The organism is Acidovorax sp. NPDC077693 (assembly GCF_044542805.1).
GTDB lineage: Bacteria > Pseudomonadota > Gammaproteobacteria > Burkholderiales > Burkholderiaceae_C > Acidovorax.
On record NZ_JBITVD010000001.1, the window covers coordinates 139,262 to 158,439 of the forward strand.

19 protein-coding genes are annotated in these 19,178 nt (G+C 67.2%); 7 read left to right on the forward strand and 12 right to left on the reverse strand.

Annotated features, from left to right (window positions below):
- Positions 1-91 precede the first annotated feature (91 nt).
- The 8 genes from fabF to ACIGHN_RS00725 all read right to left on the reverse strand — a co-directional run bounded on the left by fabF (position 92) and on the right by ACIGHN_RS00725 (position 6,542).
- Positions 92-1,336, reverse strand: coding sequence for a beta-ketoacyl-ACP synthase II (gene fabF / locus ACIGHN_RS00690; protein WP_396502863.1), 1,245 nt, complete (start codon positions 1,334-1,336; stop codon positions 92-94).
- 49 nt (positions 1,337-1,385) lie between these two features.
- Positions 1,386-1,625: an acyl carrier protein gene (gene acpP / locus ACIGHN_RS00695; RefSeq protein ID WP_003058049.1), complete on the reverse strand. Its 240-nt coding sequence runs from the start codon at positions 1,623-1,625 to the stop codon at positions 1,386-1,388.
- Between the two features lie 102 nt (positions 1,626-1,727).
- A complete protein-coding gene (gene fabG, locus ACIGHN_RS00700) occupies positions 1,728-2,474 on the reverse strand; it encodes a 3-oxoacyl-ACP reductase FabG (protein WP_396502864.1) in 747 nt (248 codons plus the stop codon).
- Positions 2,471-3,421 carry an ACP S-malonyltransferase gene (gene fabD / locus ACIGHN_RS00705; protein ID WP_396502865.1) on the reverse strand — a complete coding sequence of 317 codons (951 nt, stop codon included), beginning with the start codon at positions 3,419-3,421 and terminating at the stop codon, positions 2,471-2,473. The genes fabG and fabD overlap by 4 nt, the downstream gene beginning before the upstream one ends.
- A gap of 61 nt (positions 3,422-3,482) precedes the next feature.
- On the reverse strand, positions 3,483-4,460 hold the full coding sequence (locus ACIGHN_RS00710; RefSeq protein ID WP_396502866.1) for a beta-ketoacyl-ACP synthase III: 978 nt from the start codon (positions 4,458-4,460) through the stop codon (positions 3,483-3,485).
- Positions 4,460-5,515: a phosphate acyltransferase PlsX gene (gene plsX / locus ACIGHN_RS00715; protein WP_056420832.1), complete on the reverse strand. Its 1,056-nt coding sequence runs from the start codon at positions 5,513-5,515 to the stop codon at positions 4,460-4,462. Before plsX ends, ACIGHN_RS00710 begins: the two co-directional genes overlap by 1 nt.
- A gap of 107 nt (positions 5,516-5,622) precedes the next feature.
- The gene (gene rpmF, locus ACIGHN_RS00720; protein ID WP_005794249.1) at positions 5,623-5,805 is read right to left on the reverse strand and encodes a 50S ribosomal protein L32; all 183 of its coding nucleotides are present in this window, start codon (positions 5,803-5,805) and stop codon (positions 5,623-5,625) included.
- A 185-nt stretch (positions 5,806-5,990) separates the two neighbouring features.
- Positions 5,991-6,542 carry a DUF177 domain-containing protein gene (locus tag ACIGHN_RS00725; RefSeq protein ID WP_056420828.1) on the reverse strand — a complete coding sequence of 184 codons (552 nt, stop codon included), beginning with the start codon at positions 6,540-6,542 and terminating at the stop codon, positions 5,991-5,993.
- A 25-nt stretch (positions 6,543-6,567) separates the two neighbouring features.
- Here ACIGHN_RS00725 and ACIGHN_RS00730 point away from each other — a divergent pair, with 25 nt between their 5' ends.
- From ACIGHN_RS00730 to ACIGHN_RS00740, 3 genes are read left to right on the forward strand one after another with little or no spacing between them, the layout of a single operon-like run.
- Positions 6,568-7,167, forward strand: a complete 600-nt coding sequence (locus ACIGHN_RS00730) for a Maf family nucleotide pyrophosphatase (RefSeq protein ID WP_396502867.1) — start codon at positions 6,568-6,570, stop codon at positions 7,165-7,167.
- Positions 7,164-7,964 (forward strand): SAM-dependent methyltransferase, encoded by an 801-nt coding sequence (locus tag ACIGHN_RS00735; RefSeq protein WP_056420823.1) that lies wholly within the window; start codon positions 7,164-7,166, stop codon positions 7,962-7,964. The genes ACIGHN_RS00730 and ACIGHN_RS00735 overlap by 4 nt, the downstream gene beginning before the upstream one ends.
- 25 nt (positions 7,965-7,989) lie before the next feature.
- Positions 7,990-9,171, forward strand: a complete 1,182-nt coding sequence (locus ACIGHN_RS00740; RefSeq protein ID WP_396502868.1) for a hypothetical protein — start codon at positions 7,990-7,992, stop codon at positions 9,169-9,171.
- Positions 9,172-9,340: 169 nt separating this feature from the next.
- Here the strand turns inward: ACIGHN_RS00740 and ACIGHN_RS00745 are convergent, their stop codons facing one another.
- From ACIGHN_RS00745 to ACIGHN_RS00760, 4 genes are all read right to left on the reverse strand, one after another.
- Positions 9,341-10,390 (reverse strand): S49 family peptidase, encoded by a 1,050-nt coding sequence (locus ACIGHN_RS00745; protein WP_056420821.1) that lies wholly within the window; start codon positions 10,388-10,390, stop codon positions 9,341-9,343.
- A 66-nt stretch (positions 10,391-10,456) separates the two neighbouring features.
- On the reverse strand, positions 10,457-10,828 hold the full coding sequence (locus ACIGHN_RS00750; protein ID WP_396502869.1) for a Rieske (2Fe-2S) protein: 372 nt from the start codon (positions 10,826-10,828) through the stop codon (positions 10,457-10,459).
- Between the two features lie 5 nt (positions 10,829-10,833).
- Positions 10,834-11,508: an HAD family hydrolase gene (locus ACIGHN_RS00755; protein ID WP_056420815.1), complete on the reverse strand. Its 675-nt coding sequence runs from the start codon at positions 11,506-11,508 to the stop codon at positions 10,834-10,836.
- Between the two features lie 8 nt (positions 11,509-11,516).
- Positions 11,517-12,530 (reverse strand): RluA family pseudouridine synthase, encoded by a 1,014-nt coding sequence (locus tag ACIGHN_RS00760; RefSeq protein ID WP_396502870.1) that lies wholly within the window; start codon positions 12,528-12,530, stop codon positions 11,517-11,519.
- A 598-nt stretch (positions 12,531-13,128) separates the two neighbouring features.
- On the opposite strand from ACIGHN_RS00760, the gene ACIGHN_RS00765 reads away from it, so the two are divergent.
- From ACIGHN_RS00765 to queF, 4 genes are all read left to right on the forward strand, one after another.
- Entirely contained in the window at positions 13,129-16,023 is a 2,895-nt protein-coding gene (locus ACIGHN_RS00765) for a ribonuclease E/G (protein WP_396502871.1), read from the forward strand.
- A 268-nt stretch (positions 16,024-16,291) separates the two neighbouring features.
- Positions 16,292-17,062, forward strand: coding sequence for a peroxide stress protein YaaA (yaaA, locus tag ACIGHN_RS00770; protein ID WP_396502872.1), 771 nt, complete (start codon positions 16,292-16,294; stop codon positions 17,060-17,062).
- A 162-nt stretch (positions 17,063-17,224) separates the two neighbouring features.
- Positions 17,225-18,079 carry a 2OG-Fe(II) oxygenase gene (locus tag ACIGHN_RS00775; protein ID WP_056420806.1) on the forward strand — a complete coding sequence of 285 codons (855 nt, stop codon included), beginning with the start codon at positions 17,225-17,227 and terminating at the stop codon, positions 18,077-18,079.
- Between the two features lie 95 nt (positions 18,080-18,174).
- Positions 18,175-19,020, forward strand: a complete 846-nt coding sequence (gene queF / locus ACIGHN_RS00780; protein ID WP_056162069.1) for an NADPH-dependent 7-cyano-7-deazaguanine reductase QueF — start codon at positions 18,175-18,177, stop codon at positions 19,018-19,020.
- The last annotated feature ends 158 nt before the right edge of the window (positions 19,021-19,178 follow it).

Here is a 19,178-nt window from a genome sequence, read left to right on the forward strand (position 1 = left end):
CCCGAAGGCTGGCGACTCAGAGACCCGCATGCCAGGCGTTGGCGTCAAGCCTCACCCCACAGCGTCCACCGCGAAGCAATGGACACCAGGTTCAGGCGCGCTTGAACACCAGCGTGCCGTTGGTGCCCCCGAAGCCGAAGTTGTTCTTCACGGCCACGTCGATCTTCATGTCACGGGCCGTGTTGGCGCAGTAATCGAGATCGCACTCGGGGTCCTGGTTGAACAGGTTGATCGTGGGCGGCACCTTCTGGTGGTACAGCGCCAGCACGGTGAAAATACTTTCAATGCCGCCCGCTCCACCCAGCAGATGGCCGGTCATGGATTTGGTCGAGCTCACGACGGTCTTGTAGGCATGGTCGCCCAAGGCCGCCTTGATGGCATTCGTTTCGTTCAGGTCGCCCAGCGGCGTGGACGTGCCGTGCGCGTTCAGGTAGTCCACCTGATCGGCATTCATGCCCGCATTGCGCAAGGCGTTGAGCATCGCGCGGCGGGGGCCATCCATGTTGGGTGCCGTCATGTGGCCGGCGTCGGCACTCATGCCGAAGCCGCTCAGTTCGGCGTAGATCTTGGCGCCGCGGGCCTTGGCATGCTCGTACTCCTCGAGCACCATGACCCCGGCGCCCTCGCCCAGCACAAAACCGTCGCGGTCCTTGTCCCAGGGGCGGGATGCTGTCTTGGGATCATCGTTGCGCGTCGACAGCGCACGCATGGCGGCAAAGCCGCCGATGCCCAGCGGGGAGACGGTGGATTCGGTCCCACCGGCCACCACCACGTCGGCATCCCCGTATTCGATCATGCGGCCTGCCTCGCCGATGCAGTGCAGGCCCGTTGTGCAGGCAGTCACCACGGCGAGGTTCGGCCCCTTGAAGCCAAACCGCATGGACACATGCCCCGCCACCATGTTGATGATGGAGGCCGGCACGAAGAACGGCGTGACGCGCCGCGGCCCCCGGCTGGTGAGTTCGGCATGGGTGTTCTCGATCAGTGGCAGGCCACCGATCCCGGAGCCAATCACGCAGGCGATGCGGGTGGCCAGATCTTCACTGAGCGCCTCACCCGTCGGCAGGCCCGCGTCCTGCACGGCTTGTGCAGCAGCGGCAATGCCGAAGTGGATGAAACTGTCCATCGCGCGCGCATCCTTGGCGCTGATGTACGAATCCAGGTCGAAACCTTTGACCTCCCCTGCAATCTTGCAGGCGAAGTTCGACGCATCGAACTTGGTGATGAGGTCAATGCCGGACTGGCCGGCAAGGAGATTGGCCCAGGACTCGGCCACCGTGTTGCCCACGGGGCTGACGCATCCCAGGCCGGTCACGACAACGCGACGACGGCTCATGCGTGAAAAACCTTCTAGCTGATCGCTTGAGTCAGGCGCAGTGCGCCGCTCAGGCCTTCTGGTGGGTGTTGGCGTAGTCGATGGCGTTTTGCACCGTCGTGATCTTCTCCGCGTCTTCGTCGGGGATCTCGATGCCGAATTCGTCTTCCAGGGCCATCACCAGTTCCACCGTGTCCAGCGAATCAGCGCCGAGGTCAGCGACGAACGCCTTTTCGTTCGTGACTTGGGACTCTTCCACACCGAGTTGCTCGGCAATGATTTTTTTGACGCGTGCTTCGATATCGCTCATGGTTTCCCTCTGGGGGTTGTGAATGAATCCGCGATTCTAGCTGCTTAAGGAGAAGCCCTAAACAGCCCGCCGTCCGGATGAAGCGGCGTTATCTTTCATTAATTACATGTACATGCCGCCATTGACGTGCAACTCCTGCCCCGTCACATAACCAGCCTCGCGCGAGGCGAGGTAGGCGACCGCATGCGCGATGTCCTGGGGCTTGCCCATGTGGCCCAGCGGGATCTGCGCATTGAGCGCTTTTTGCTGCTCTTCGGCTAACACGGAGGTCATGTCCGTCTCGATGAAACCGGGAGCCACGCAATTGACGGTAATGCTGCGGCTGCCCAGCTCACGGGCCAGTGCGCGCGTCATGCCGGCCACGCCCGCCTTCGCCGCGGCGTAGTTGGCCTGCCCCGGATTGCCGGACGCACCCACTACGCTCGTGATGCTGATGATGCGCCCGAAACGCTGCTTCATCATCGGACGGATGGCGGCGCGGCTCATGCGGAACACGGCCTTGAGATTGGTGTCGAGCACCGCATCCCAGTCGTCGTCCTTCATGCGCATGGCCAGCGTGTCGCGGGTGATGCCTGCGTTGTTCACCAGCACGTGCAAGCCGCCTTGCTGCTTGACGATGGTGTCCATCAGCGCATCGATGGCGGCCATGTCGTTGACGTTCAGATTCGCGCCGCGGCAGCCTGGGTAGGCCGCAAGCGCCTGGCTGATACGCTGTGCGCCTTCGTCCGTGGTGGCAGTGCCCACCACCTGGTAGCCGCGCACGGCCAGCTCCAGCGCAATGGCTGCGCCGATGCCGCGCGATGCGCCGGTGACCAGCGCCACCTGCGATGCCGATGAGGTTTCCGTCATGCCAGCAACTCCCGGGTTTCGGCCAGCGAGGCCGGATCAAATACAGAGCCACCGATCAGCTCGGGGTCGATGCGCTTGGTGAGGCCGGCCAGCACCTTGCCGGGGCCGCATTCAATGATGTGGGTGATGCCACGCGCCTTCAGGGCGTGCACGCATTCGACCCAGCGCACCGGACCGAAAGCCTGGCGGTACAGCGCATCGCGGATCGCATCGGCATCGCTCTGCACGGCCACGTCCACGTTGTTCAGGACGGGAATCTGCGGCGCCGCGAGCACCACCTCGGCCAGCGCCACGCGCAGCTTCTCGGCCGCAGGCTTCATCAGGCTGGAGTGGAACGGCGCAGACACCGGCAAAGGCAGCGCACGCTTGGCGCCTGCAGCCTTGAGCACTTCGCAGGCCTTGTCCACGCCCGCCTTGGTGCCCGCGATCACGGTCTGGATGGGGTCGTTGAAATTGACCGCCTCGACCACTTCGGAGGTGCCGGGCCCGAACGAGGCCAGTGCCTCGACGCAACCCGCGATGACCTTGGCGGAGTCCATGCCCAGGATGGCGGCCATGGCGCCCGTACCCACCGGCACGGCTTCCTGCATGGCCGCTGCGCGCAGGCGCACCAGCGGCGCGGCCTGCGCCAGGGTGAGCACCCCCGCCGCCACCAGTGCCGAGTATTCGCCCAGCGAATGCCCCGCCACCGCAGCCGGCAGCGCGCCACCTTCGGCACGCCACACGCGCCAGGCCGCCACACCCGCCACCAGCATCACCGGCTGCGTGTTGGTGGTCAGTGCCAGCGCTTCCTTGGGGCCGTCCTTGATCAGCTGGCCGACGTCTTCGCCGAGTGCATCCGAGGCCTCCTGCAGGGTCTGCGCGACCACCGCGTTGTCGCCCCAGGCGTCCAGCATGCCCACGGACTGAGAGCCTTGTCCCGGAAAGACAAATGCAAAAGTCTTCATGAAAAAATCCAGAAATATGGTTGAAATCTTGCCCTCGCGCTTGCCCGGCAAGCGCTGAAAGCTATAACTTCAGGAGCACGGCACCCCAGGTGAAACCACCACCCACGCCTTCGAGCAGCAGGGTTTGCCCCTTCTGGACCTGGCCGGTGCGCACACCGTGGTCCAGTGCCAGCGGAATGGACGCCGCCGACGTATTGCCGTGCTGGTCCACAGTGACCACCACCTTGTCCATGGGCAGCTTGAGCTTCCTGGCCGTGCTTTGCATGATGCGGATGTTGGCCTGGTGAGGAATCAGCCAATCGATATCGGCTTCGGCGAGGCCGGCCTTGGCCAGCACCGCATGGGCCGCCTTCTCCAGCACACCCACCGCCAGCTTGAACACGGCCTGGCCATCCATCTTGAGCACCGGGTCGCCCAGCACCTGACCGCCAGACACATTGCCCGGTACGCACAGGATGCCGACGTGCTTGCCGTCGGCATGCAGGTCGCTCGACAAGATACCCGGCGTGTCCGACGCCTCCAGCACCACGGCACCGGCGCCGTCGCCGAACAGCACGCAGGTGGTGCGGTCGTTGAAATCAAGGATGCGGCTGAACACCTCCGAGCCCACCACGAGCGCGCGGCTGGCTGCACCCGACTGGATCATGGCGTCGGCCACGGTGAGCGCATAGACGAAACCGCTGCACACCGCCTGGACGTCGAAGGCAGGGCAGCCATTGGCACCCAGCTTGTTCTGCAATATGCAGGCGGTGGAGGGGAACACCATGTCCGGGGTGGACGTGGCCACGATGATGAGATCGATGTCCGTGGGCTGCAGGCCCGCCGCCTGCAGTGCATGGCGCGCAGCCTCCAGACCGAGGTCGCTGCAGGCCACGTCCGGCGCCGCGAAATGGCGCGCCCGGATACCGGTGCGCTCGACGATCCATTCATCCGAGGTTTCGATACCGCGCTGGCCCAGTTCAGCCACCAGGTCGGCGTTGGTCAGCCGGCGGGGAGGCAGGTAGCTGCCGGTGCCGGTAATGCGGGAGTAGCGTCTCATCAATGTGTCGTCGTCGCCGCTACGCCAGGTTGGGGCTGGGCATCTGCGGGCGCCAGAAGCGGTGCCGCATGCGCAATCCGGGTCCGGACACGGTCGAGCAGGTTGTTGCGGGCTGCATCATACGCCCGGTTCAAAGCCTGCTCGAAAGCCATTGTGTCAGCCGATCCGTGGCTCTTGAACACCAGTCCGCGCAGCCCCAAAAGCGCCGCACCGTTGTACCGGCGGTAGTCCATGCGCTTCATCAGCGCTTTTAGCACCGGATAGGCGACGATGGCCGCGATTTTCGTCAAGATGTTGTGCGAGAACTCGGCCTTCAGCGCCCCGATGATCATCGAGGCCACACCCTCGCTCGCCTTGAGCGCTACGTTGCCCACGAAACCGTCACAGACCACGATATCGACCGTGCCCTTGAAGATATCGTTGCCTTCCACATTGCCAAAGAAGTTCAAATCGCCGGAGTTGGCAGCAGATCGCAGCAATTCACCGGCTTTTTTGATGACTTCGCTGCCCTTGATGACTTCTTCGCCGATGTTCAGCAATCCGACCGTGGGCTCGCCGCCGTCCTGCAAGGCCGACACCAGTGCAGACCCCATGACGGCGAACTGCAGCAGGTGCTCGGCCGAGCAGTCCACGTTGGCCCCCAGGTCCAGCACCGTGGTGGCACCACCGACCGCATTGGGCAACTGCGTCGCGATCGCAGGGCGATCGATGCCGTCGAGGGTCTTCAGGAGATAGCGTGCGATCGCCATCAATGCGCCGGTATTGCCGGCCGAGACGGCAGCGGCTGCAGCGCCATCCTTGACCTGCTGGATGGCCACACGCATCGACGAATCCTTCTTGCGGCGCAGCGCCACCTCCACAGGGTCATCCATCGCCACCACTTCGGTGGCGACGACGACCGTGGCCCGCTCGTGCGAAAACGACTGCAGGCTGTCCGCCAGGCCGACGAGCAGCAAGCGGGCATCCGGATGATTGTCGAGAAACTGACGGCACGCCGCGAGCGTGACGCGGGGGCCATGGTCGCCCCCCATGCAGTCAACAGCCAGTGTGATCATGGGCGACTAGTCTGACTGGCCGCAGGGGCCAGCGATGAAATGCAATAACCAAAACAAAGGCCCGCGCTACGCTTTCAGTAGCAACGGGCCTGTGGATGGTGCGAAGGTCAGGCTTCGGACTTGTTCTTCAGCACTTGGCGGCCACGGTAGAAACCGTTGGGGCTGATGTGGTGACGCAGGTGGGTTTCACCGGTGGTGGGTTCCACTGCGATGCCCGGCACATTCAGGGCATTGTGCGAACGGTGCATACCGCGCTTGGAAGGGGACTTTTTGTTTTGCTGAACGGCCATGATGGCTCCTGGTCTTGAATAGGTTGGTAAATACGCGATCAGCCCATTAAGACACGAGGGGATTCGCGTGAAGCCCTCGATTATAACCCAAATGATTTTGGAGGCTGTCTATACCCTTTCGGGCGACTCATCCTCCACGTGTCGGCACAGGGCGACAGCCTGGCCGGCAAGCCCCTTCGCGCGGCTCACTGCCCCTTGGTGTCCTTGCGCAAACCCGCCAAGGCCGCGAAGGGATTGGGCTTGTCGGCACTGGCTTCCTCGAAGTCGTCGTCGGTCGATGCCATGGGCACCGAGGTCGGGCATTCGTCGTGCTTGGGCACCACGGGCAGCGCCATCAGGAGCTCGTCTTCGATCAACTCGCGCAGGTCGAACTCGCGGGTCATGGCGAGCAGGTCTTCCTCGCTCTCGTCGTCCAGCGCTTCGGCCGTGGCCTCGTCGGCGACGAAGCGGAACTCGCGGTCGACCTCCAGGGGCACGTCCACCGGGGTCAGGCAGCGCTGGCATTCCATGGGGAAGCTGGCGGTGACCTTGATGCGCAGCCACACCTGTCCCATGCCGCCCAGCGCAGTGCGCACCTCGCCCAGGGCCTCCCAGTCCACCATCAGGTCCGGGTGCAGGCCTTTGGCCTCCTGGGCCAGACGTTCGTACTTCAGCAGCGACTCGTGGCCCGACAGCCGCCCGCCCGCCTGCGCAAAGGCTTTCACGTCGAGGCGCTGGGGGGAGAATTCCTTGGTCATGGCGGCAGTGTAAGAGAATCGGCGCATGCTTCAATCCCCTCCCCTGCAACGCCCTCTGGTATTGGGCTCGACCTCGCGCTACCGGCGTGAATTGCTGGAACGGCTGCGTCTGCCGTTCGACGTGGCTGCCCCCCATGTGGACGAAACCCCCGAGCCCGGCGAAGCCCCCCGCACCCTGGCGCTGCGGCTGGCCCTGGCCAAGGCCCGCGCCGTGGCGCAGCAGCATCCACAGGCCGTGGTCATCGGCTCCGACCAGGTGGCCGACCTGGCCGGCACGCCGCTGGGCAAGCCCGGCGAGCACGAGCGCGCCGTGCAGCAACTGCGCCAGATGCGCGGGCAGACCGTAATTTTCCAGACCGCCGTGGCGGTGGTGTGCGCGGCGACGGGGTTCGAGCAGGTCGACCTGGCGCCCGTGGAAGTGACATTCCGCGATCTCTCCGATGCGGAGATCGAGCGCTACCTGCGCGCCGAGCAACCCTATGACTGCGCCGGCAGCGCCAAGAGCGAAGGCCTGGGCATTGCGCTGCTCGACGCCATCCACAGCGACGACCCCACGGCCCTCATCGGCCTGCCGCTGATCCGCACCTGCCGCATGCTGCGCGCCGCGGGCCTGGTGTTGCCATGACCAACTCCGCCACCACACCGGCACCATCGGCCACGGGCACGCTCTACCTCGTACCCGCCCCGCTCGACTTCGGCTGCGACACCACCGCCCCGCTGCAGGACGCCCTGCCCGACAGCACCCTGCAGACCGCCGCGCGCCTGACGCACTGGGTGTGCGAGAACGCCAAGAGCACCCGCGCCTACCTCAAGCGCATCGACGCACTGCACCCGCTGGCCGCGCCCCTGCAGCAGCAGCAGATCACCGAACTGCCGCGCGAGGTGCACAAGAAGGGCGACCACGGCGACAAAGGCTCGGCGCCGTTCGACGCGCGCCCCCTCCTGGCCGCCGCGCTGGCGGGGCACGACATCGGCCTGGTCAGCGAGGCCGGGATGCCTGCCGTGGCCGACCCCGGCTCGTCCGTGGTGCGCGCGGCGCACGACCTGTCCATCCGCGTGGTGCCGCTGGTCGGGCCGGTGTCGCTGCTGCTGGCACTGGCGGCCAGCGGGCTCAACGGGCAGAACTTTGCCTTCGTGGGCTACCTGCCGCAGGATGCGCAGGAGCGCACCCTGCGCATCAAGGAGCTGGAGGGCCTGGCCCTGAAAACCGGCCAGACCCAGCTGTTCATCGAGACGCCCTACCGCAACGCAGCGCTGTGGCAGGCCCTGGTGCAGACCCTGCAACCCCACACCCGCCTGGCGCTGGCCAGCGGCCTGACCTTGCCAGAGGCCCGCATCCAGAGCCAGCTGGTGCGCCAGTGGCGCCAGCAGCCCGCGGCGCCCGACAACCGCACGCCGGTCGTGTTCGCGCTGGGCCGGTAAAGCCGGGCGACCTGGAGCCACCCCCATGAAGCACACTGCCACTATACTTTTGATAGCTGCAAGCGCTTATACATCCAGCGTCAGCGCGATCATTCGCTGCGAACTGGACGGCCAGCCCCTCAATGTCTCCAACGGCGCGGAACTGGCCGGCAAGTCGGGCCAGGTGCGCTGCCGTGAAGAGGACACCGGCCACCTGCAGCGCGAGCAAGAGCTGCGCAATGGCAGGTTCATCGGGCAGGAGCGCATGTTCGACCGCGAGGGCCGGCTGCTGCGCGAGCGCACCGTGAACGAGCGCGGCAACAGCCAGGGACGGGTGGTGGAGTTCTGGCCGAACGGCAAGGTGCGCCGCGAAGAGACCGTCGACAACGGCCGCACGCAAGGCGCCGTGCGCCGCTACGACGCCTCCGGGCGCCTGGAACGCGTGTCGTTCCACAGCGACGGCCAGGAAGTCTTTCACCTGGAATTCAACGGCAAGAGCCAGCCCATGCGCCTGCTGTGCCCGCGCGCCAGCGTGCTGCCCGACGACCGCAAGCTTTGCGGCTTCGACGGCGCCACCGACACCGAGCTCTTTGCCGAGAGCGGCGCGCGGTCTGCGCAATTGCGCTACGACCAGGGCCGCGTGCTCAGCGCCACCGAATGGTCGAGCGACGGCGTCGTCGCCGCCCAGCAATCGGTGGTGGATGGTCGGCGGGTGCACCGGAGCTTCTACACCGAGGGCGGCAAGAGCGTGCTGCGCGAAGAGCGGGTCTTCACGCCGGACGAGCGCAGCTTGCGGGACACGCGCGGCCAGTTGCTGATGACCCGGCGCTATGGGTCTTCGGGCCAGCCGATCGAGCAGCGCAACTTTGAAGGCGGCCGCGAGGTGCAGGTGGAGCGCTGGTACCTGAACGGGTCCGTTCGCGAGCGCAGCACCTGGAGCGGCACCGGCCCGCAGGCCCGCCTGCTGCGCGAGATGTACCGCGACGACGGCAAGCTGGCACGCCGCGACCAGCTCAACGCGGACCAGTGGCCGGTGGGCACGCAGCAGGCCTTCCACGACAACGGCCGCCTGGCGATGGAGGAGCAGTACGCCACCACCCCCGACGCACGGGGCCGCACGCGCCTCACGGCGCGCAAGCAGTGGGACGACACCGGCAAGCTGGTCGCGGACGACATCATCCTGGAAGACGGCTCCCGCCAGCGCAAACCGGCCGGCACCGACAGCTGACCCCGACTGCACACCCCCCAAAAAACAACCCCGCGCAACGGTGACGTTGCACGGGGCAGGAAGGCTTGGATGATGGTCCGGTGCATGTCCGGTGCGTGTCCGGTGCGCACCCCATGGCCGATGCACACACCGGCGAAGTGGCGCCATGGCGCCACGGCGCCCGGCTTGCTCAGCGCAGCTGGGGGCCGGCCCAGGCCAGCGACTTGACCGCACCCACACCGATGGCCGCGCCAAAGCGCTTGACCAGGCGCTCCGCCACGTTGTCGCGGCGGGTGTAGTCGATGATTTCCTCGGCCTTGACCACTTCGCGGGCCACGTAATCCAGGTTGCCCAGCTTGTCGGCCAGGCCCATTTCCACGGCCTGCTGGCCGGTCCAGAACAGGCCGCTGAAGGTATCGGGCGTGGTCTTGAGGCGGTCGCCACGGCCTGCCTTCACCACGCCGATGAACTGCTGGTGGATCTGGTCGAGCATGGTCTGTGCATAGGCACGCTGCTTTTCGGTCTGCGGGCTGAACGGGTCCAGAAAACCCTTGTTCTCGCCGGCCGTCAGCAGGCGGCGCTCCACGCCCAGCTTTTCCATGGTGCCGGTGAAGCCGAATCCGTCCATCAGCACACCGATGCTGCCCACGATGCTGGCCTTGTCCACGTAGATGTCGTCCGCGGCCGCCGCGATGTAGTACGCGGCCGAGGCGCAGGTTTCTTCCACCACCGCATAGATCGGCTTGCCGTGCTTGGCCTTCAGGCGAACGATCTCGTCGTTGATGATGCCGGCCTGCACGGGGCTGCCGCCGGGCGAGTTGATGAGCAGCACCAGTGCCTGCGAGCCTTCGTCTTCCAGCGCGCTGCGCATGGCGGCCACGACGAACTCGGCACTGGCCTCGGCCCCGGCGGCGATTTCGCCCTTGATGTCCACCACCGCGGTGTGGGGCGAGGTCTTGGTGGCGCTGGGCGATGCCTGGCGCAGTGCCATGAAGGCAATGGCGGCCACCAGCACCAGCCAGGTCAGGCGAAAGAAGATCTTCCAGCGGCGCGCACTGCGCTGCTCGTTGAGGGTGGCGAAGGCCAGCTTTTCCAGCGTGGCGCGCTCCCAGCCGGGTTCACGCGATGAGTCGCTCACAGATGCTCCTGAGTTTGTAGCTGATTGCGCCCACAGATCGGGCGCGGGGTTGCTCTTGGGGTCAAAGCCCGAAGAACCGGGCTGTTGGGAATCGGTCGTCATGTCATGGGGTCCTGGCACGGTGCAGCCGGCGCTGACTGCCGCGGCATCGGACCTGGGGGAGGTTTTTCAGAACGCGATGGGCTGCAGATGGTGGCCAGTATGCCAGTGCACTGCACCATCGCTTTCCGTCAGAGGGATTTTGACCAGCCCGCCCCGGCACGGCCCGCCTGCGCATTCGCCCGTGCTGGGCAGGTAGGCGGCCCCGTGCGTGGCGCACAGCAGCCACTGGCCGGTGTCGTCAAAAAAGCGGCCTGGCTGGTAGTCCATCTCCATGGGCACGTGCGTGCAGCGGTTGAGGTAGGCATGGGGCACACCGCGGTAGCGGATGGCAAACGCCCGGCAGGTCTGGCCCGCGTACACCACGTCGAAAGGCACCGCCAGGCCACCGTCGACCAGGTCGCCGCTGCCGCACAAGGGGATCATGCTGTCGATGGCCATGGCGGTCAGGCGTTGTGCAGCAGCCAGTCGTGCAACTCGCGCACCGAGTGCGCCACGTGCAGGGGCTCGAGCGCACCGAACACCTCGGGTTCGTGCGCGCCGTAGCTCACGCCCACGCTCGCGCAGCCGGCGTTCACCGCCATCTGCAGGTCGTGGGTGGTGTCGCCGATCATGAGCAGCCGCGCGGGCGGCACGTCGAACTCGGCCATCAGCTCCTGCAGCATCAGCGGGTGCGGCTTGCCCGCGGTCTGGTCGGCGGTGCGCGACCCGTCGAACATGCCGCGCAGTTGCACGGTGTGCAGCACCTCGTCCAGCCCGCGGCGGCTCTTGCCCGTGGCCACGGCCAGCAGGTGGCCGCGCTCGCGCAGGTCGTTCAGCAGGGGCAGCACGCCCTCGAACAGGCTCAGGTCGTCCTGGTGCTGCACGTAGTGAAACCGGTAGCGGTTGGCCAGGTCGGTGTAGCGCTCGGGCGGCACGTCGGGTGCGGCGTGGGCCAGGGCCTGCATCAGCCCCATGCCGATCACGTAGGCGGCCTGCTTGTCCGAGGGCACGGTGCCCCCCACATCGCGCACCGCCTCTTGAATGCAGCGCACGATGATGGCGGTGGAGTCGAACAGGGTGCCGTCCCAGTCGAAGGCGATGAGGTCGAAGCGGCGGGGGCGGAAGCTGGAGGCGGGCATGGGTGGTGTCACGCCTGGTCGGGCGCTGGGGTCACGAAGTCGGCCAGTTCGGGCGGCAGGTCGGCGTTCAGCGCCACGCGCTCGCCCGAGGCGGGGTGGTTGAACTGTAACCGCCACGCATGCAGGAACATGCGCTTCATGCCCAACTTCAGCAGGCGTTTGTTGAGGTCGAAGTCCCCGTACTTGTCGTCCCCCACGATGGCGTGCCCCTGGCTGGCCAGGTGCACCCGGATCTGGTGGGTACGCCCGGTCTTGATGGTCACCTCCAGCAGGGACATCACCGGCAGGCCCTGGGCCTGGCGCGCAGGGATCGTGCTGCGCACCCTGACCAGCGTGATGGAGCGCATGCCGTCCGGGTCGTCGGCCGTGGTCACGCGCACGCGCCTCTCGCCGTCGGCCTGCAGGTATTTGTGCAGCGGCAGGTCGATGACCTTCTTGTTGGCCGGCCAGGCGCCGGTGACGAGCGCCAGGTAGGTCTTGCCGGTCTCGCGCTCCCGGAACTGGTCCTGCAGGTGGGTGAGCGCCGAGCGCTTCTTGGCCACCAGCAGGATGCCCGAGGTGTCGCGGTCCAGCCGGTGCACCAGCTCCAGGAACTTCGCCTGCGGGCGTGCCTGGCGCAATTGCTCGATCACCCCGAAGCTCACGCCGCTGCCGCCATGTACCGCCACGCCGGCGGGTTTGTCGATGGCGATGACATGCTCGTCCTCCAGCAGGATCGGGAATTCGCGCGCGGGCGCGGGGCGCTCGGCCTTTTCGGCCACCTTGTCGGAGATGCGCACCGGCGGCAGGCGCACCACGTCGCCCGCCTCCACCCGGGTGTCGGCGCTCGCACGGCCCTTGTTGATGCGCACCTCGCCGCTGCGGATGATGCGATAGACGTGCGTCTTGGGCACGCCCTTCAAATGGCGTATCAAAAAGTTATCGAGCCGCTGGCCCGCGGAGTCTTCGTCGACCTCCACCATGCGGACTGCGGGAAGCCCCGCAGCCGCTGCGGGCGGTTTGGCCCCTATAATGTGTTTCACCTGCGCGTTGTCATGTAAGTGGTTGATTTGTCTGGAGTTTAGTCCACACAGCCCTTGCCCCACGTTCAGGCACGTCGATGCCAACGGGTGTCGTGCACGCAGATTGCAGGCCAGATGCCTGTGGTGGCCTGCACAGCGCGCGGCGGGCTGACAGATTGAAACACTGATACGGAATCCCAGAAGCTGGCAGATGCACCCCACCCGGGCGCCACCTGCCAGCGGATCGAAGCGAGCATGTGGTTGTTGATGGCATGGATGGTGACCTTGTGGCGGAGGCTGCGGCCTTTGGCTGCACGCTCAAAATCGCCCTCAGCGCCCAGCCAGCAAGCGCAACCAGCTACTCTTTTGCTAGCAAAACTGCGCTCCTACCACTCGCCCCCATCCACGCGCCCCTGCCTCACGATGCTGCGCTAGAGCGCTGCAGATCATTGGCATCCCCGGCAATTCCCTTCGTTTCGATGCGTCAGTCCAGGCATTCACAGCTCCTGTAGAGCTTGTTGTATTGGTTTGGAAACTGTGGGCGGCAGCCCGCGCAGCCCTCCCTGTCGGAAGGTGAGCTGCACCGCTGCCGTCCGCGAAACACGGAAGGAATCGCATCATGAAGCGGATGCTCATCAACGCCACGCAGCCCGAAGAACGGCGCCTGGCCATCGTCGACGGACAAAAGCTCCTCGACTACGAAATCGAGATCGAAGGGCGCGAACAGCGCAAGGGCAACATCTACAAGGCCGTCGTCACCCGCGTCGAGCCCTCGCTGGAAGCCTGCTTCGTCGACTACGGCGAAGACCGCCACGGCTTCCTGCCGTTCAAGGAAATCTCGCGCAGCTACTTCGCCCCCGGCGTCTCGCCCAGCCAGGCACGCATCAATGAAGTGATCCGAGAAGGCCAGGAGCTGCTGGTCCAGGTCGAAAAGGAAGAGCGCGGCAACAAGGGCGCGGCGCTCACCACCTTCGTCTCGCTGGCCGGCCGCTACGTCGTGCTGATGCCCAACAACCCCCGCGGTGGTGGCGTATCGCGCCGCATCGAGGGTGAGGACCGCGCCGAGCTCAAGGAGGCGATGGACCAGCTCGAATACCCGAACGGCATGTCCATCATCGCGCGCACCGCAGGCATCGGCCGCACCGCGCCCGAGCTGCAGTGGGACCTGAACTACCTGCTCAAGCTGTGGACCGCCATCGACGGCGCTGCCAAGGGCGGCGACATCGAGGAAACCGCCACCCGCACCAACCTGGAAGCCGCCGACGAAGTGGCCCGCCAGATGCGCCTGCGCGACCTGGGCGGCCTGATCGTCATCGACTTCATCGACATGGAAGAGTCGAAGAACCGCCGCGAAGTGGAAAACCGCCTGCGCGACGCGCTGCGCCAGGACCGCGCCCGCGTGCAGTTCGGCACCATCAGCAAGTTCGGCCTCATGGAAATGAGCCGCCAGCGCCTGAAGCCCGCCCTGTCCGAAGGCTCGTCCATCCCCTGCCCGCGCTGCGGCGGCTCGGGCCACATCCGCGACACGGAAAGCTCGGCCCTGCAGATCCTGCGGATCATCCAGGAAGAGTCCATGAAGGACAACACGGCCGCCGTGCACTGCCAGGTGCCGGTGGAAGTGGCCTCGTTCCTGCTGAACGAAAAGCGCACCGAGATCGCCAAGATCGAACTCAAGCAGCGCGTGGCCGTGCTGATGGTGCCCAACAAGACGCTGGAAACCCCCAACTACCGCCTGGAGCGCCTGAAGCACGACGACCCGCGCCTGGACCACATCGAAGCCAGCTACAAGCTCGCCGAAGAAGTGGAAGACCCCACCGCCGTGACGCGCCGCTCGCAAGAGCCCACCAACAAGCAGACCCCCGTCATCAAGGGCGTGCTGCCCGATGCACCCGCCCCCGTGGCCGAGCCCCGCCCCGAAGGCGCGGCCCGCCCACCGCGCGCCGGCCAGCCGCCGCGCCATGGCGCAGGCACCGCCGCACCCGCACCCGCCCCGGCACAAGCCCCTGCGGCAGCACCTGCCCCCGCAGCACCGCAGGAGCAAGGCTTCTTCGCCTGGCTCAAGAGCCTGTTCGGCTTTGGTACCCCGCCCGCCGCAGCGCCGGCACCCGTGGCAGCACCGGCTCCCGCGCCGGCCGCTGACACCACCGCCCGTGGCGAACCCCGCCGCGACGGCCGCAACGGCGAAGGCCGCGGCCGAGGCCGTGGCGGCCGCGATGGCGGCGGCAACCGCGACGCGCAGCGTGAAGGCGGCGGCCGTGACGGCCACCGCGAAGGCAACGGTGAAAACCGCCGCCCCCGTGGCGAGCGCCCGGCCGAAGGCCGTGGCCCCCGCGACGCCGAGGGTCGCCCACAGCGTGACGCAGAACGCCGCCCCGAAGGCGAAGGCCGCGACCCCCGCGAGGGCGGCCGCGAGCCCCGTGAAGGCCGCAATGGCCGCGACGGTGGCCGCAGCCGCCGCGATGCCGAGAGCCGCAACCAGGCCGCCGGTGTGAACGGTGACGCCACCGCAGCGCAAGCCCAGGTGGAAGGCCCGAACGGCCAGGTTGCCGCAGCAGACGCCGCAGCCGGCCAGCCACCCCGTGGCGAGCGCGGCCCGCGCCGTGAACGTGGCGAGCGTGGCAACCGCGGTGAACGCGGCGAACGCGCTCCCCGCAACGCCGAAGGCCAGGAAGCCGGCGCAGCAGCCGCTGCTGCCGCACCGGTGGCTGGCGACTTCGTCGACACCTCGCCCCTGGGCTCGCTGCCCGACCTGGACCTGACCGGCAACGAAACCGCAGGTAACGCCAATGGCAGTGGCAATGGCAACGGCGGCCCCGCCAGCGAAGAGCAGCGCCGCGAACGCCGCTCGCGCGACCGCTACGGCCGTGACCGCCGCGAACGTGGCGACCGCGGCCCGCGCGACAACGCCGACGCCGCTGCCGCCGCCCCGGCCATGCTGGACTTCGACCCCACCGTGGCCGCGCCGCAGGATGCCGCCGCAGCGGCTCCAGCCGCCGAGCAGGACGGTCAGCCCCGCCGCAGCTACTTCAGCGCAGCCCCGGCCGCGCCAGCAGACGCCGCACCCGTGGTGGCCGCCGACGCTGTGGCAGTGCCCACCGCGTCTGCAGTGCCGGCCCCGGTGGCAGCCCCCGCTCCGGTGGCACCTGCCGCGGTGCCTGCAGCTGCAGCAGCCCCTGCGCCGGCCCCGGCCGCCGCAGCACCCCGTGCAGCCGCGCCCTCGGCAGCCGCTCCCGCTGCCGCCGCGGCAGAGTCCATGCCCCGCGTGGCAGCCTTCACGCTGCCCGTGAGCGAGCTGCAACAGGTGGCCGCATCGTCGGGCCTGCAGTGGGTGAACTCGGACGCCGACAAGATCGCCGCCGTGCAGGCCGCCATCGCTGCCGAGCCGCGCCCCATCCACGTGCCCCGCGAGCGCCCGCCCGTGGTGGTGCTGGACGAAGGCCCGCTGGTGCTGGTGGAAACCCGCCGCGACCTGTCGGACCTGACCCTGCCGTTCGAGAAGCCGCCCGCGGCCTGAGCTCGGCTTCGGCCCCCTGGTGACGCTTTCACGGCGTGACTCCGAAAAAGGCGGCTCTCTGGGCCGCCTTTTTCATGGGCGGGCCGCTCCCAGGCCAATCACCGTGGGCGGCCCCAAGGCCCGCTGCAGCAGTTACCATTTTGTCCGTCGCCCGCTGCTGCAACCCCGCCGCAGGGCGACCGCCTCCCCGGCCCCGGGGTTGCCGCATCGCCGCGATGCAGGCAGCCTGCCCCCCCTCTTTCCACCGACCACCGCTCCGGCCCTGCCCATGCTGTTCCTGCTCTCGCCCGCCAAGTCGCTCGACTACGACACGCCCCTGCCCGAGGGCCTGCCGCACACCACGCCGCAGTTCGTGCCGCAGTCGAGCGCCCTCATCGACGTGCTGCGCACCCATTCACCGCAGAGCATTGCCTCGCTCATGGACCTGAGCGACAAGCTGGCCGCGCTCAACGTGGCCCGCTACCAGGCGTGGCGGCCGCGCTTCACGGCGACCAACTCGCGCCAGGCGGCGCTGGCCTTCAACGGCGACGTGTACGACGGCCTGCAGGCCCGGTCGCTGTCTGCCGACGACCTGGCCTGGGCCCAGGGCCATGTGGCCATCCTGAGCGGCCTGTACGGCGTGCTGCGCCCGCTGGACCGCATGCAGCCCTACCGGCTGGAGATGGGCACGCGCCTGGCCACCGAGGCTGGCAGCAACCTGTATGACTACTGGGGCAGCCAGATCGCCGAGCACCTGAACACCCGCCTGCGCGCCGACAAGACGCCCGTGGTCATCAACCTCGCCTCGCAGGAATACTTCAAGGCCGTGGACCGCAAGGCGCTCAAGGCGCGCGTCATCGACTGCGTGTTCGAAGACTTCAAGGACACCGGCTACAAGATCATCAGCTTCCATGCCAAGCGCGCACGCGGGCTGATGGCGCGCTACGCCGTCACCCACCGCGTGGCGACACCGCACAAACTGGAAGGTTTTGACCTGGACGGCTATGCTTTCGCCCCCGGGGCCTCCTCGCCGGAGCGCCTCGTCTTTCGCAGAGGATGAGGGCATGGCCCTGAGCGGCTCCGCCGCGTTTGCGTCGCCCCTTGCGCCGACCGTTGCGCCGCACGGCGCGCGTGCAGGGGGACGACGGCGTCCCTGGCCCGGCACAGCGCGCCCACGCGCGGCTGCCGGCCTCTGGTTGTGCCTGTTGTATGGAGAGCTGATATGACGACCGCCCAAACGATCACCCCTGAACTGCGCCGCTGGATCATCGAGCAGGCCCAGGCCGGCTATGCCGCGCCGGTGGTGCTGCAGTCGATGCGCGATGCCGGCTGGGACGAGGACGTGGCCGCCGATGCCATGGAAGTGACGCTGCAGGACCACCTCAACGAGTTGGCCGTGCAGCAAGGCCAGCCCAGTGCCGTGCCGGTGCCCGAGCCGCAGCTGGGCGACTCGCCCGCGCAGGTGGACTGCGGCGACCGCGTGGTGCACGTGCTGCTGGCCATGGCCCAGCCGCGCATCGTGGTGTTCGGCAACCTGCTCTCGCCCGAAGAATGCGACGCCCTGATCGCCGCGGCCGAGCCGCGCATGGCACGCTCGCTCACCGTGGCCACCAAGACCGGCGGCGAAGAGATCAACGACGACCGCACCAGCGACGGCATGTTCTTTCAGCGCGGCGAAGGCGAACTGCTGCAGCGCATCGAAACGCGCATCGCCCGCCTGCTGAACTGGCCCATCGAAAACGGCGAAGGCCTGCAGGTGCTGCACTACCGCCCTGGCGCCGAGTACAAGCCGCACTACGACTACTTCGACCCCGCCGAGCCCGGCACGCCCACCATCGTCAAGCGCGGCGGGCAGCGCGTGGGCACGCTGGTGATGTACCTGAACACGCCCGAAAAAGGCGGCGGCACCACCTTCCCGGATGTGCATGTCGAGGTCGGGCCGCAGCGCGGCAACGCCGTGTTCTTCAGCTACGAGCGGCCCCACCCCTCCACCCGCACCCTGCACGGCGGCGCCCCGGTGATCGCCGGCGAGAAGTGGATCGCCACCAAGTGGCTGCGCGAGCGCGAATTCAAGTAAGAATTTGAATAAAAACAGCCCCTACCGCTTGTCCCATGAGCGCTAGCAGCTATTAAAAACATAGCAAACCACCTGCCACCGTCCACGGGCACCGCATGAACACTCCAGAACAATCCCAACTCGGCAAATCCTCTGCCTACATCGACCAGTACGACGCATCGCTGCTGTTCCCCATCCCTCGTGCAGGCAAACGGGCCGAGATCGGCGTCACCGGCGCAGCCCCCTTCTTCGGAGCCGACCTGTGGACGGCGTTCGAGCTGTCGTGGCTCAACCAGCGCGGCAAGCCGCAGGTGGCGCTGGCGCACATCACCGTGCCGTGCGAGACGCCCAACATCGTGGAGAGCAAGTCCTTCAAGCTGTACCTGAACAGCTTCAACAACACGCGCTTTGCCGATGCGGCCGAGGTGCAGGCACGCATCCGCACCGACATCAGCGAAGCCGCCTGGCGCGGCAGCGAGCACCCGGCCACCGTGGGTGTGCGGCTCATCGGCCCCGAGCTGTTCGACCAGGAGCCCGTGCACGAGCTCGACGGCCTGAGCCTGGACCGCCTGGACGTGGAATGCACGCAGTACCAGCCCGCCCCCGAGCTGCTGACCGCCGAAGTGGGCCAGCCGCCCGTGACCGAGGTGCTGACCAGCAACCTGCTCAAGAGCAACTGCCTGGTGACCGGCCAGCCCGACTGGGGCAGCGTGCAGATCAGCTACAGCGGCCCGCAGATCGACCAGGAAGGCCTGCTGCAGTACCTGGTGAGCTTTCGCAACCACAACGAGTTCCACGAGCAGTGCGTGGAGCGCATCTTCATGGACGTGTGGACCCGCTGCAAACCCATCAAGCTCACGGTGTATGCGCGCTACACGCGCCGCGGCGGGCTGGACATCAACCCGCTGCGCACCAGCCACCCGCAAGGCCTGCCGCGCAACGTGCGCACGGCGCGGCAGTAGCCCTGCTGGGGACCCCCGATGGGTCGGCATAAAAGCACTTGAAACCGTTCACGCTGAGCTTGCCGAAGCGCCGCGCAAGGCTTCGACAAGCCTCTCCTGAGCCTGTCCTGAGCCTGTCGAAGGGCTCAGCCCGAACGCATTGTTCGAGTACAACGGGA

Coding starts and splice junctions, on each gene's coding strand:
- ACIGHN_RS00740 (WP_396502868.1), top strand. CDS start 7,990: ATGAAGCACACTGCCACTATACTTTTGATAGCTGCAAGCGCTTATACA.
- queF (WP_056162069.1), top strand. CDS start 18,175: ATGAACACTCCAGAACAATCCCAACTCGGCAAATCCTCTGCCTACATC.
- fabG (WP_396502864.1), bottom strand. CDS start 2,474: ATGACGGAAACCTCATCGGCATCGCAGGTGGCGCTGGTCACCGGCGCA.
- ACIGHN_RS00735 (WP_056420823.1), top strand. CDS start 7,164: ATGACCAACTCCGCCACCACACCGGCACCATCGGCCACGGGCACGCTC.
- ACIGHN_RS00775 (WP_056420806.1), top strand. CDS start 17,225: ATGACGACCGCCCAAACGATCACCCCTGAACTGCGCCGCTGGATCATC.
- fabF (WP_396502863.1), bottom strand. CDS start 1,336: ATGAGCCGTCGTCGCGTTGTCGTGACCGGCCTGGGATGCGTCAGCCCC.
- plsX (WP_056420832.1), bottom strand. CDS start 5,515: ATGATCACACTGGCTGTTGACTGCATGGGGGGCGACCATGGCCCCCGC.
- rpmF (WP_005794249.1), bottom strand. CDS start 5,805: ATGGCCGTTCAGCAAAACAAAAAGTCCCCTTCCAAGCGCGGTATGCAC.
- ACIGHN_RS00725 (WP_056420828.1), bottom strand. CDS start 6,542: ATGACCAAGGAATTCTCCCCCCAGCGCCTCGACGTGAAAGCCTTTGCG.
- ACIGHN_RS00710 (WP_396502866.1), bottom strand. CDS start 4,460: ATGAGACGCTACTCCCGCATTACCGGCACCGGCAGCTACCTGCCTCCC.
- ACIGHN_RS00730 (WP_396502867.1), top strand. CDS start 6,568: ATGCTTCAATCCCCTCCCCTGCAACGCCCTCTGGTATTGGGCTCGACC.
- acpP (WP_003058049.1), bottom strand. CDS start 1,625: ATGAGCGATATCGAAGCACGCGTCAAAAAAATCATTGCCGAGCAACTC.
- ACIGHN_RS00750 (WP_396502869.1), bottom strand. CDS start 10,828: ATGGCCATCGACAGCATGATCCCCTTGTGCGGCAGCGGCGACCTGGTC.
- ACIGHN_RS00755 (WP_056420815.1), bottom strand. CDS start 11,508: ATGCCCGCCTCCAGCTTCCGCCCCCGCCGCTTCGACCTCATCGCCTTC.
- ACIGHN_RS00765 (WP_396502871.1), top strand. CDS start 13,129: ATGAAGCGGATGCTCATCAACGCCACGCAGCCCGAAGAACGGCGCCTG.
- ACIGHN_RS00745 (WP_056420821.1), bottom strand. CDS start 10,390: ATGACGACCGATTCCCAACAGCCCGGTTCTTCGGGCTTTGACCCCAAG.
- fabD (WP_396502865.1), bottom strand. CDS start 3,421: ATGAAGACTTTTGCATTTGTCTTTCCGGGACAAGGCTCTCAGTCCGTG.
- yaaA (WP_396502872.1), top strand. CDS start 16,292: ATGCTGTTCCTGCTCTCGCCCGCCAAGTCGCTCGACTACGACACGCCC.